The sequence below is a fragment of the Thermoanaerobaculia bacterium genome (assembly GCA_018057705.1).
GTDB lineage: Bacteria > Acidobacteriota > Thermoanaerobaculia > Multivoradales > JAGPDF01 > JAGPDF01.
Window position 1 is genome coordinate 1 of sequence record JAGPDF010000024.1, and the last position, 12,189, is coordinate 12,189.

The 12,189-nt window shown below is 68.9% G+C and carries 11 protein-coding genes; 5 read left to right on the top strand and 6 right to left on the bottom strand.

The features are described 5' to 3' along the window. Positions 1-1,068, bottom strand: a 1,068-nt coding sequence (locus KBI44_09695; GenBank protein ID MBP9144744.1) for a S1 RNA-binding domain-containing protein, incomplete at its 3' end; no start/stop codon positions are given. 150 nt (positions 1,069-1,218) lie between these two features. On the opposite strand from KBI44_09695, the gene KBI44_09700 reads away from it, so the two are divergent. Next, positions 1,219-2,328: a hypothetical protein gene (locus KBI44_09700; GenBank protein MBP9144745.1), complete on the top strand. Its 1,110-nt coding sequence runs from the start codon at positions 1,219-1,221 to the stop codon at positions 2,326-2,328. Here the strand turns inward: KBI44_09700 and KBI44_09705 are convergent. Then, the gene (locus KBI44_09705; protein ID MBP9144746.1) at positions 2,325-4,043 is read right to left on the bottom strand and encodes a DUF1929 domain-containing protein; all 1,719 of its coding nucleotides are present in this window, start codon (positions 4,041-4,043) and stop codon (positions 2,325-2,327) included. The genes KBI44_09700 and KBI44_09705 overlap by 4 nt on opposite strands. Positions 4,044-4,147: 104 nt before the next feature. Here KBI44_09705 and KBI44_09710 point away from each other — a divergent pair, with 104 nt between their 5' ends. From KBI44_09710 to KBI44_09725, 4 genes are all read left to right on the top strand, one after another. Further along, entirely contained in the window at positions 4,148-5,089 is a 942-nt protein-coding gene (locus tag KBI44_09710; GenBank protein MBP9144747.1) for a hypothetical protein, read from the top strand. Positions 5,090-5,179: 90 nt separating this feature from the next. Then, positions 5,180-8,443 (top strand): carbamoyl-phosphate synthase large subunit, encoded by a 3,264-nt coding sequence (carB, locus tag KBI44_09715; GenBank protein MBP9144748.1) that lies wholly within the window; start codon positions 5,180-5,182, stop codon positions 8,441-8,443. Continuing rightward, positions 8,440-8,922, top strand: coding sequence for a ribonuclease HI (gene rnhA / locus KBI44_09720; GenBank protein ID MBP9144749.1), 483 nt, complete (start codon positions 8,440-8,442; stop codon positions 8,920-8,922). Before carB ends, rnhA begins: the two co-directional genes overlap by 4 nt. A 16-nt stretch (positions 8,923-8,938) precedes the next feature. Next, positions 8,939-10,357 (top strand): class II fumarate hydratase, encoded by a 1,419-nt coding sequence (locus tag KBI44_09725; GenBank protein MBP9144750.1) that lies wholly within the window; start codon positions 8,939-8,941, stop codon positions 10,355-10,357. 59 nt (positions 10,358-10,416) lie between these two features. On the opposite strand, the gene KBI44_09730 is transcribed toward KBI44_09725, so the two are convergent. The 4 genes from KBI44_09730 to KBI44_09745 are packed head-to-tail and all read right to left on the bottom strand — an operon-like array spanning position 10,417 to position 12,032. Then, positions 10,417-10,578 (bottom strand): hypothetical protein, encoded by a 162-nt coding sequence (locus tag KBI44_09730; GenBank protein MBP9144751.1) that lies wholly within the window; start codon positions 10,576-10,578, stop codon positions 10,417-10,419. Positions 10,579-10,600: 22 nt separating this feature from the next. Further along, a complete protein-coding gene (locus KBI44_09735) occupies positions 10,601-11,128 on the bottom strand; it encodes a hypothetical protein (GenBank protein MBP9144752.1) in 528 nt (175 codons plus the stop codon). Between the two features lie 51 nt (positions 11,129-11,179). Continuing rightward, the gene (locus tag KBI44_09740; protein MBP9144753.1) at positions 11,180-11,743 is read right to left on the bottom strand and encodes an outer membrane beta-barrel protein; all 564 of its coding nucleotides are present in this window, start codon (positions 11,741-11,743) and stop codon (positions 11,180-11,182) included. 25 nt (positions 11,744-11,768) lie between these two features. Further along, complete coding sequence (locus tag KBI44_09745) at positions 11,769-12,032, bottom strand: hypothetical protein (protein MBP9144754.1); 264 nt, start codon at positions 12,030-12,032, stop codon at positions 11,769-11,771. Between the last annotated feature and the right edge of the window lie 157 nt (positions 12,033-12,189).

The following is a 12,189-nucleotide window of genomic DNA, read 5'->3' on the forward strand; positions in this document are numbered from 1 at the left end:
CGGATCCTCCGCCTTCATCCCCGGCGCGAGCTGGGAGACGTGCAGCAGCCCTTCGACTCCCGGCTGGAGCTCGATGAACCAGCCGAACTCGGACTTGCGCATCACCTTGCCGGTGAACTTGTTGCCGCCCGCGTACTGGGCCGCGATGCTCTCCCACGGATCGGGCTCGAGCGCCTTCATCGAGAGCGAAACGCGGTCGCCGCCCTTGGGCAGCTTGATGATCTTCGCGGTGACCTCGTCACCGACCTTGAGCACTTCGTTCGGGTGGGTCACCCGGGTGCGCTTCAGCTCGGAGACGTGGATCAGGCCTTCGATCCCGCCGAGATCGACGAAGGCGCCGAAGTCGGTGAGCGAGATCACCTTGCCGGTGACGGTCGAGCCGACGGTCAACGCAGCGCGGGTTTCGGCGGTCTTGTGCGCGCGCTCGTCGCGCAGCACGGCGGCGTGCGAGACCACGAGCCGATGACCCTTCTCCTCGACGCGCAGGACGCGGAAGAGAAAGCTCTGGTCGAGATACTGCGCCGGCTCCTTGGGAGCGCCCAGCTCCATCGAGGAGCGCGGACAGAAGGAGGTGATGCCGTCGACCACGACGTGGAAACCGCCCTGGTTCCAGCCGATGACCTTGCCTTCGACATAGGCCTGGTTGGCGATCGCCGTCTGCACGATCTCGCTCGGGACGAGGGCGAGCTCCTCCGGAGTGGGAGCGACGAACTCGTCGACCGATTTGCCGGCGGGACGATGGCGCTTCTCCCGCGGCTTGCGGTCCGCCTTGTCGCCCTTGGGCCGGGCTCCGGCCTTCTTGGCGCGCGGCCCGGCCGCGGTCTTGGCCGGCGCATCCTCGGCGGCAGGGGCGGCAGTCGCTTCTGCGGCGGCGGCGCCGTCGGTCGAGCCCGTTTCCTGGGCGCCGGCTTCCGCCGCAACCGGCTGCGAGTCGGCGGCGACGGCCTCGGGGGCTGCCTCTACGGCAACCTCGGGCGTGGACGGAGTCGCTTCCGCGGGGGTCTCCGGGGCATCGGATGCGTCAGGGGACGTTTCAGGCGTGACTTGGCTGTTCTCGAGCTCGGACATGCGGGACTCCGTCATGCAAGTTTCGGGGCGATTCCGGCGAAGGCCTCCGGGGAGGCACGGCTTGCCCGGAGAATAGCGCAAGAAGCGCGCGGAGCGAAGCCAGCCCGGGGAAGCCGCCCGGAGGGGCAGTGGAGGCTAGACTGGGGGCCTGTGCAGGAGCCGACGCGATTCGCCTGGTTCGTCACGCCGCACGGGTTCGGCCACGCGGCGCGCACGGCGGCGATCGTGGAGGCGCTGGGGCGGCGCCTGCCGGAATGCAGGATCGACCTCTGGACTTCGGTTCCGGACTGGTTCTTCGAGGAATCGCTCACCGTTGCGTACCGCCGTCACGAGGTGGTGTGCGACGTCGGCCTGATCCAGAAGAGCCCGGTCGAGGAGGATCTGCCGGCCTCCCTTGCGATGCTCGCGGAGTTCTGGTCGGCCGCGGAGCGCGTCCGGATCCGCGCAGTGGCGGCGGCGGTCACCGCCTCCGGCGCCGCCTGCGTGGTCGCCGACATCGCGCCGTTCGGCCTCGCGGTCGCGCGCGCTGCCGGGCTCCCCGCGGTGCTGATCGAGAACTTCACCTGGGACTGGATCTACGAACCGCTGGCGGCGACCGATCCGCGGTTCTCCGACTGGGCGGCGAAGCTGGCGGCGATCTCTGCCGGGCCCGATCTCCATCTCCAGCTCGAGCCGTGCTGCCGGCCTGCCGCCGGAGCGCTCCTCGTGCCGCCCGTGGCGCGTGCGCCGCGGACGAACCGGGAGGCGATTCAGGAGCGCCTCGCCATCCCGCCCGGGGATCGGATCGTGCTGGTGAGCTTCGGCGGCGTCGAGCACCGGCTGACGAGCCTCGGCCCTCTGGCCGGGCGCGAGCGAACGACGTTCGTGCTTCCGGGGGCGAGCCGGGAAGAGCGCTGGGAGGGCAACCTCCGCCTGTTGCCGCACCACACGCCGATCTACCATCCCGACCTCGTCGCCGCCGCCGACCTGGTGGTCGGCAAGCTCGGCTACTCGACCGTCGCCGAGGTCGTGACGGCGGGCGGCCGGATGCTCTACGTGCCGCGCAGCGGTTTTCGGGAATCGGCCGAGCTCGTGCGCTACCTGGAGGCTCGCCTGCCCGCCGAGCCGATCGCCATGGCCGAGCTCGAAAGCGGCGATTGGGTGGGCCGGCTGCCCGGGATCCTGGCGCGCGCCCCTTCCGCCGCGGTGGACGGGCAGGGTGCCGCGATGGCGGCGCAGCGTATCGCGCAGTGGTGGGCCGGTCGCCGCGCCGTCGACTAGAGCCGGCCGGCCGTCTTCTGGCCCGGCTGGGGGCTGGCGGTGCCGGAATCGTCCGGATCGTCGGGTTCGCCCACCGTCTCCGACCAGGCCGAGCTGGCGCCGCCTTCGAAGCCGTCGCGGAACAGGCCGCTGTCGAGGCGGATGACCCGACCTTGCGACGGCACGCCGTCGGCGGTGAGCGCGAACATCAGGTAGTGGCCGGGTGGGGCGAGGCGCGGGTCGGCCGGCGCGCTGACGGCGAGCCCCTGCGCCGCAGGTGTGACGGCGAGGCGCAGGAAGCGCTGGTTCATGTCGAAGCCGTGCGTGACCGAGCCGAGCCGCACCCAGGTGATCTCCGTGACCGCCGTCTCGGGCGCGAAGAGCGGCGCGAAGCGCTCGCCGTAGTGCACTGCGCCGGGGGCGCTGAGGATCGACGGGCGGGGCCCGCGGAAGAGGTAGGGCGGAGAAAAGAGCTGGCCGTCGAAATGGTTGGGGTCGTCGTGCTCGCTGTCGCGCGGATGGCCGCCGCCGGCGGCGAGGACGCGGCCGTCCGGGAGCAGCAGCGCCACCGAATGGTAGAGGCGCGGGACGGCCATCGCAGCGAGCGTGGTCCAGGTCTCGGTTGCGGGATCCCAGAGCTCGGGAGCGAGGACCGCTCCGGTCGAGTTGTTGAAGCCCGCCGCGGAGCTGCCGCCGGTCGCGAGCACCGTGCCGTCGGGGAGGAGCGTCAGATTCAGGTGGCGCCGTGCTGCCGCCATCGGCTGAAGCTCACGAAAGGCAGGCTGGGCCTGCGTCAGGTCGATTGCCTGCGCCGCGGCGGTCGGCGGATCGCCACCGCCGGCGAGCAGCACCTTTCCTGCGCCATAGATGACCGCCGAACCCTGCGAGCGGTAGCCGTGCCCGCTGCCGGCGAGTGGGCTCCAGTCGCCCTCCCCGACCGGGTCGAGCATCACGGCGTTCGGCGCCGGCCCGACGACGAAACCCCGGCCATCGGGGGCCTGGAAGACGAACGGGTAGTAGGGCAGAAGGCGCTCCGCCTCGGAGAGGTCGCGCCACTCGAGGCTGGCCGGGTGAAAGACCTGCGGTAGCCGGTTGGCTCCGGCCTGCTCATCCGAGCCCGCCATGACCAGGACGCTGCCATCGGCGAGGGTCGTGGCGGTCGGGTACCAGCGTCCGGCGTTCATCTCGGGCGCCATCGCCCAGGAGGGCTGGAACGGATCGTAGATGGCGACGAACGGTTGGCCGACCCCGTCGGCGAAGTGGCCGCCGGCGACGAACAGGCGGCCGTCGGCAAGCAGGGTGTGGCCGGAGCAGAAGAGGTCGTGCCCCGGCGGCGGAGCCGGAGCCTTGGAGAACAGACCGGTCGATGGGTCCCACAGACGTGGATGGCCGTCCCCACCGGGGAGGTCGTGGCGGTCCCAGAAGAGGACCTGTCCGGTCGGCAGGAGCGTGGCGTGGATCGGGATCGTCGGAAAGGCAATGGGCTCGGTCCACTCCCCGGCGAGCGACCTCGAAGCGGGCGGGGCCGGATCCTCGACGGTGTCGGCGAGGGTCGGGCTCGGCGTGGGCACGGCGGACCCGGGTGCCCCTGGGGCGAGCGCCGCCCCTGCCGCCCAGGCTGCCAGTACGGCCGCCGACCGGAGAGACCGGAAGAGGCGGCGGAGGAACTGAACGCCGCGGCCTTCAGGCGTCGCCAGCGGCTGGCGCCGGGCACATCGCTTGCTGTCGTGAGCCACGGGCCGATTCTATCTGTGCGCAGGTGGACTGCCGAGCGGTCGCGTCGGAAGCGAGTACACTTGGCGGAGAAGGTCTGCAGCACCCATCCTGAAAGGAGACAATCATGAATCGAACTCTCGTTCGTCTGCGGGCGATCTCCCTGGCTCTCGCCGGATTCTGTGGAATTTTGTTCGTGGCGGAGGGGGTCACGGCGCAGGAGTACCCGCGCCTCGCGGCACGCCACGCCGGCAGCGGCACCTATGAGATTCGGGGCGGCGGCGGCACCTGGGAGCTCGCCGACGCTCGCGTCGTCCTGGACGATCAGGGACGGGCTTCGATCGCCGTCTCGGGCCGCAAGATCCAGCTGGAGATGAGCGGCCGCATCGTCGGCTGGAACGGCCGCGAGCATGTCGACATCGTGCTCGACACGTTCGACGGCAAGGCCACGACCGCCAAGGGCTGGATCGCTCTCGACCGCCGCGGCGGCTTCGAGCGCATCGAGTTCGACGGCCAATCGCCGGTCCGGTTGGGGGTCACTTTCCGCTCGAAGGGGGCGAATCTCGAGCCCCCACCGCCTCCGGTGCGCCCCCCTTCGCCGCCGTCCGGGATGACTGAGGAACCCAATGTCAACCGGCGTGGGGCCGACTATCGCCACTTCACCTCCGAGACGCTCGGACGCTGCCAGGGGACCTGCAAAGGGGACACGCGCTGCCGTGCCTACTCCTACAACCTCAACACCCGGATCTGCTATCTGAAGTCCCAGGTGCCGAGCCCGAGCAGCGACCGCGCGGTCATCTCGGGGGTCAAGGAGGGCTGGAACGGCGGTCCTGGAGGAGGCCACGAGGGCGGCGGGAGCTCGCTCACCGAAGAGCGGGGCCTGGACCGCCGCGGCAACGACTACAGCGATTTTCGCGTGCGTGACCTGCGCGAGTGCCAGGACTCGTGCCGACGCGACGACCGTTGCCGCGCCTACACCTACGACACGATCGAACGCGTCTGCTGGCTCAAGGACCGGGTCAACTCCGAGCAGCGCAACCGCGACATGGTGACCGGCTACAAAGAGTAGCGCGAGCGCTCGCTGGCGTCCTGCCGCCGCGGCCGGGGAAACTCCGGAGCTCCCGGAGACCCCGAGTCGCGGCTGATAGGATCGGATGGCATGCCCAAGCGCACCGACATCTCTTCCATCCTCGTACTGGGCTCCGGCCCGATCGTCATCGGACAGGCCTGCGAATTCGACTATTCGGGGACGCAGGCCTGCCGGGTCCTGCGGCGCGAGGGCTACCGGGTCGTCCTGGTCAACTCGAATCCGGCGACGATCATGACCGACCCCGAGATGGCCGACGCCACCTACGTCGAGCCGCTCACTCCGGAGGTGGTCGAAAAGATCCTCGAGAAGGAGCGCCCGGACGCGATCCTGCCCACGGTCGGCGGGCAGACCGGAATCAACCTGGCGATGGCGCTCCACGAGCGTGGCGCGCTCGCAAAGTACGGCGTCGAGCTCCTCGGGGCCGGCATCGAGGCGCTCTCCGTCGGCGAAGACCGCGAGCTCTTCAAGCGCGCGATGGAGGAGATCGGTCTCCGGGTCTGTCGCTCCGGCCACGCCGCCTCGGTCGAAGAGTCGCGCGAGATCGCGGCCGCGATCGGCTATCCGGTGATCGTGCGGCCGAGCTTCACGCTCGGCGGCGAGGGCGGCGGCACCTGCTACAACCGTGACGAGCTCGACGAGATCGCCGCCACCGCGCTCGAGGCCAGCCCCTCGCACAAGGTCCTGATCGAAGAGTCGGTGCTCGGGTGGAAGGAGTTCGAGCTCGAAGTCATCCGCGACCGGATGGACAACGCGATCGTGGTCTGCTCGGTGGAGAACGTCGACGCCATGGGTGTCCACACCGGCGACTCGATCACCGTCGCCCCGCAGCAGACGCTCTCGGACAACGAGTACCAGGCGATGCGGGACGACGCCTTCAAGGTCATCCGGCGGGTCGGTGTCGCGACCGGAGGCTCGAACATCCAGTTTGCGGTCTCGCCCCTGACCGGCGAGCGCATCGTCATCGAAATGAATCCGCGGGTGTCGCGCAGCTCGGCGCTCGCTTCGAAGGCGACCGGCTTCCCGATCGCGAAGATCGCGGCGCTCCTCGCGGTGGGTTTCACCCTCGACGAGATTCCGAACGACATCACCGGGAAGACCTTCGCGGCCTTCGAACCGACGCTCGATTACACCGTCGTCAAGATCCCGCGCTGGGCTTTCGAGAAGTTCCCGGGAGCCTCGACGACACTCGGGACGGCGATGAAGTCGGTCGGCGAGGTCATGGCCATCGGCTCGACCTTCAAGGAGGCGCTGCTCAAGGGGATCGCCTCACTCGAGCTCGACAGCGGGGGAGCCCGCGAGGAACGCGCCGCCGATCCGGTGCGCCTGAAGCAGCGCATGGCGACCCCGAACTGGGAGCGCCTCTTCGCGGTCTTCGCGGCGCTGCGCCAGGGGTGGACCGTGGACGAGGTCGCCCGGATCACCCATATCGACCCCTGGTTCCTGCGCGAGATGAGCGAGATCGTCGACCTCGAGGCGGAGGTTGCCTGCTGGGTGCTCGAGTCCCTGCCGGTCGAGCTGCTGCGGCGCGCCAAGGTCATGGGCGTCACCGATGCGCGGCTCGCGCAGCTGGTCGGCGCCGCCGAGACGGAGGTCGCGGCCCGCCGCAAGGCGGCCGGAGTCCACCGGGTCTTCAAGCGCGTCGACACCTGCGCGGCGGAGTTTCCCGCCGAGACCCCCTACCTCTACTCGACTTTCGGGACCGAGAGCGAGGCGGAGCCCAGCCGCCGTCGCAAGGTGATCATCCTGGGATCGGGACCGAACCGGATCGGTCAGGGAATCGAGTTCGACTACTGCTGCGTGCACGCCGCCCTGGCACTCGGCAAGCTCGGGATCGAGACCATCATGATCAACTGCAATCCCGAGACCGTCTCGACCGACTACGACACCTCGGACCGGCTCTATTTCGAGCCGCTGACGCTCGAGCACGTGCTCGCCGTCTGCGAGACCGAGAAGCCCGACGGCGTCATCGTCCAGCTCGGAGGCCAGACGCCGCTCAAGCTCGCCAAGGGTCTCGAGGCCGCGGGCGTGCCGATCTGGGGGACCTCACCGGGCGCGATCGATCTCGCCGAGGACCGGAAGCTCTTCGGCGCTCTGCTCGCCGAGGAGGGCATCCGTCAGCCCGAGAACGGCACGGCGCGCACCCTCCCGGAAGCTCTCGCCGTGGCGCGGCGCCTCGGCTTCCCGGTGCTCGTGCGCCCGTCCTACGTCCTCGGTGGCCGGGCGATGGCGATCTGCTACGACGAGGAGACGTTGGCGCACTTCATGACCCAGGCCGCGGAAGTCTCGGACGGCCACCCGGTGCTCCTCGACCGCTATCTCGAGGAGGCGATCGAGTTCGATCTCGACCTGATCGCGGATGGCGAGACCGCGGTGGTCTGCGGCATTCTGGAGCACATCGAGGAGGCCGGCGTGCATTCGGGCGACTCGGCCGCCGTCCTGCCGCCGCATCACGCCTCGGCGGCCGACCTCGCCGAGATGCGGCAGGTGGCGATCCGCCTGGCGCTGCGCCTCGACGTCAACGGCCTCATGAACGTCCAGTTCGCCCGCCATCGCGGTGAGCTCTACGTCCTCGAGGTCAATCCGCGCGCTTCGCGCACCGTGCCGTTCATCGCCAAGGCGGTGGGCGTCCCGCTGGTCGGAGTGGCCTGCCGGGTGATGGCCGGCGAGCGCCTTGCCGAGATCGGCTTCGACCGCGAGCCGCAGGCGCCGGCGATCTTCGTCAAGGCACCGGTCTTCCCGTTCAAGCGCTTCCCGGGAGTCGACCCGCTCCTCGGGCCGGAGATGAAGTCGACCGGCGAGGTCATGGGCGTCGACGAGGAGTTCGGCTGGGCGTTCGCCAAGGCCTGGATCGCCGCCGGCAACCAGCTGCCGCTCGGCGGGACGGCCTTTCTCTCGGTCCATGATCGCGAGAAGCCAGGCCTCGTGCCGATCGCCGAGAAGCTCATCGGTCTGGGTTTCGAGATCGTCTCCACCGAGGGCACCGCACAGTTCCTGACTGGCCGCGGATTCACCGTGCGCCGGATCAACAAGGTTCACGAAGGGCGGCCCCATGTGGTCGACGCCATGATCAATCGCGGCATTCAACTGGTCGTCAACACTCCCGTCGGACGCGACTCGGCGATCGACGACGCCTACATCCGGCGCACGGCGGTGCGCTACCAGGTGCCGTGCATCACGACGCTGTCGGGAGCCCTCGCGGCTGTGGACGGCATCGCCGCCCTGAAGCAGGGCGGGTTGGCGGTCCGGTCGCTCCAGGAGTTGGGCGCGCGCGCGCCCTATCCACGGCTCCGCGAGCCTCGCCGGACTTCGCCCCAGCCGGTGCGCGCGGAGTGACCGCCGGAGCTCCGGAGATCCGGATCTTCACCGACGGCGCCTGCAGCGGCAACCCGGGGCCGGGCGGCTACGGCGTCGTGCTGGTTTCCGGAGTGCATCGCAAGGAGCTCGCGAAGGGCTTCCGCAAGACGACCAACAACCGAATGGAGCTCCTCGCCGTCATCGACGGACTCAAGTCGCTCAAGAACCGCCGGCGAGTGGAGATCTGGAGCGACTCGAAGTACGTCGTCGAGGCGATCGAGAAGGGCTGGGCGCGCAAGTGGCGCGACAACGGATGGCGCAAGGCCGACAAGAAGCCGGCGCTCAATCCTGACCTCTGGCAGGAGCTCCTGGCGCTCCTCGACATGCACCAGGTCAAGTTCCTCTGGCTGCGCGGGCACGACGGGCATCCGGAAAACGAACGCGCCGATCAGCTCGCCGTGACCGCCCTGCGCGGACCGGAGCTCGCGATCGATCGTGTGTACGAGGCGGGCAAGTAGGCAAAGGAGAAGTGAGATGGCGGCGAGCCGAATGGAGAAGGACAGTCTGGGCGAGATCGAAGTCGCAGGAGAGGTCTACTGGGGCGCGCAGACCGAGCGCGCGCGGCGCAACTTCCCGGTCTCCGGCCTGACGTTCCAGCGCCGCTTCATCGCCGCGCTGGGCCTGATCAAGGGCGAGTGCGCAGCCGTCAACGCCGAGATGGGCATCGTCGACCGCGACCTCGCGGAGGCGATCCAGAATGCGGCGCTCGAAGTCTACGAAGGGAAGCACGACGCTCACTTTCCCCTCGACATCTTCCAGACCGGCTCGGGCACCTCGACCAACATGAACGCCAACGAAGTGATCTCGAACCGGGCGATCGAGATGCTCGGGGGGGTCGTCGGGTCGAAGAAGCCGGTGCATCCGAACGACCATGTCAACGCCGGACAATCGTCGAATGACGTCATTCCGACGGCCATTCACATCTCGGCCTACGCCGCGATCACCGAAGACCTGGAGCCCGCGCTCGTCCGGCTGCGCGCCGCCCTGGCGAGGAAGGCGGTCGAGTTCGACGACGTCGTGAAGATTGGCCGCACGCACCTGCAGGACGCCGTCCCGATTCGCCTCGGTCAGGATTTTTCCGGTTTCGCGCAGCAGATCGGCAACGGCATCGAGCGCTTGCACGCGGTACGTCCACGGCTCGCCGAGCTCGCGCTCGGCGGCACGGCGGTCGGAACCGGTCTGAACGCGCCGCCGGGATTCGCCGACGCGGTCATCGGCCGCATGGCGGGGCGCACCGCGCACCCGTTCCTGCCGGCCCGCAACCGCTTCGAGGCGATGGCCGGCAAGGACGCCGCCGTCGAAACGAGCGGCGCCTTGAAGACGATCGCGGTCTCGCTCAACAAGATCGCCAACGACCTGCGTTGGCTGGCGTCGGGGCCGCGTTGCGGCATCGGGGAGATCTCGCTGCCGTCGCTGCAGCCGGGGAGCTCGATCATGCCCGGCAAGGTCAATCCGGTGATTCCGGAGATGACGATCATGGTCGCGGCGCAGGTGGTCGGCAACGATGCGACGATCACCCTCGGCGGCATGAACGGCAACTTCGAGTTGAACGTCATGATGCCGGTGATCGCCTACAACCTGCTGCAGTCGGTCGAGCTTCTGACCTCGGCGGCGAACCTACTGGTCGACCGCTGCATCTCGGGCATCACCGCCAACCGCGAGCGCTGCCTCGAGCTCGTCGAGCGCTCGCTCGCCATGGTGACCGCTCTCGCGCCGCGGATCGGCTACGACGCCGCCGCGGCGATCGCCAAGGAGTCGGTGGCCACGGGCAAGACCGTGCGCGAGCTCTGCGTCGAGAAGCAGATCCTCCCTCCCGACGAGCTCGCCGCCATCCTCGATCCCTACTCCCAGACCGTAGGCGGCATCGTCGAGGGGGCAAGCGCCGGCGGTTAGCCGGCGGGTTCAGATCGCCGCCGGCGGATAACCGGCGTGGTCGAAGTGACCTCCGGAAGCTAGAGCTGAAACGGCTCGGCGGGGCCGTCGTCGAAGGCGCGCATGCCGTGGCGCTTCACCCACTCGTCGGACCAGCGCGTCACGAACTCGAGATACTCCGCGAACGGCATCGGGAAGGCGTAGCGGATGTCGTCGAGGGCGCGCACGTCCTCGGGCGTCACCGGTAGCGAGAACTCCAGCCGTTCAGGCGTCGAAGCCGAGGGCCCTTCGGTACTCCGCGAGCTCATACCGATCAAGATAGTGGAGAACCGTCGGCCTGTCCACCAGGCCTTTGAGCAGAAGAGCCCGAACGTCCTCGAGGTCGATTCCCTGACGAGTAGGGTTCTGCTGGAGCGCAAAGAGCTTCATGGCGACCAGATGCTCTGGATCCACGATCGGAACGGACTCGGAGTCGAAGAGGACCTGCGGTCTGGCGCGGGCGAAGAGAGCCTCGGCTGTTGGACCCGAGACGAAGAGCAGGTCGACGCGCTCAGCGGTTCCTGGTCGGGAGTGGTTCGAGAATCCCGCCGTTCTGCGAAACGTATCGAATCCTAGACTTTCCAGTGCCGCGACTGCCGCGTCGGCGTCGACGCTGCGGATGGCCAGGTCCAGGTCCTGCGTGCCGCGGACGACACCGTGGGCGGCGATGGCTACCCCTCCGACGACGATCGCGGGGACGTCGGACTCGCGAAGCGCCTTCAGGGTCTCGGCGAGGACCCTGCCGAAGTTCATGCGTCGAAGATAGCGGTTCCAGCAGCGCGCGGCAATCTTCGCCGAGGGCGGCTAGTCGGTGTCCCACCGCCAGCCGAGGGCGACGGAGGCGGTGAAGTCGATGGTGTTGTCGCCGGCGTCGTAGGTGCGGCCGCGGATCTCGGGGCGCAGGTAGAGGTTCTCGCCGAACTCGGCGCGGTAGCCGATGCCGGCATGGATCGAGAGCGTCGACTTGGTGAGGTCGACGTCCGGATTGTTGACGTGCGCGTCGACGTCGAGGTTCGTAACGCCGAGACCGGAGAAGATCTCGAAGCCTTCGCCCCAGGGCAGGGCGACATAGGAGACCTCGAGCGAGTCGATCTGGGCGTCGACGTTGCCGGAGCGCCCATAGCCCTCGCCGTCGCTCTTCTCGTAGCGCTCGTAGCTAGCCATGAGCCCCCAGCCCTTCGACGGCATCCAGGTGCCGCGCAGGCCGTAAGAGACGTTCTCTTCGAGCTCCTCGGCGAAGTAGTAGCCGGCGAAGCCCTCGACCCGTCCCGAGCTCTGGGCCGAAAGAGTCGAAGGCGAAAGGGCCGCCGCCAACCAGAGCACTGCCGCGCCTGCCGCGAATCGGCCCTGAATCTTGGAACTCCGCATGATCCCTCCTTGAAAGAGCAACGAGTCAGTCCGCGAGCTCTTCGACGCTCGCGGCGTGAAATCCGACCAGGAGCCGCCGGCCGCGGCGCAGCATCGGCGCGCGGAAATTGCCCGTCGGTCCCCGGAGGTCGTCCGGTTTCGCGGCTTCCGCCGCGAGCTTCTCCACCTTCTTGCCACGGGCGATCCAGACTTCGTCAACGCTGCCGAGGAGCTCCTTTACTTCCATCTCCGACAGGGCGTTGCGCGCGCTGCGCTCCTCCTTGACGGCGACCTTCCTGCTGAGGAGCACCTCCCGGGTGCTCTCGCAGCTCTTTCAGCTCGGGCGCGAGTAGAAGAAATCGACGGTGGACATGGCGTGAACGCTAGCACGCGTGCCGCGTCAGTCGGAGCCCGAGCTCTCCCAGTCGTCCATCGAGCGGCGCTCCTTCTTGGTCGGCCGGCCGGCG

Bases quoted from the DNA above. Each gene is read 5' to 3' on its own strand.
- KBI44_09710 (MBP9144747.1), top strand. From the start codon at position 4,148: ATGAATCGAACTCTCGTTCGTCTGCGGGCGATCTCCCTGGCTCTCGCC.
- carB (MBP9144748.1), top strand. From the start codon at position 5,180: ATGCCCAAGCGCACCGACATCTCTTCCATCCTCGTACTGGGCTCCGGC.
- KBI44_09725 (MBP9144750.1), top strand. From the start codon at position 8,939: ATGGCGGCGAGCCGAATGGAGAAGGACAGTCTGGGCGAGATCGAAGTC.
- KBI44_09735 (MBP9144752.1), bottom strand. From the start codon at position 11,128: ATGAACTTCGGCAGGGTCCTCGCCGAGACCCTGAAGGCGCTTCGCGAG.
- KBI44_09740 (MBP9144753.1), bottom strand. From the start codon at position 11,743: ATGCGGAGTTCCAAGATTCAGGGCCGATTCGCGGCAGGCGCGGCAGTG.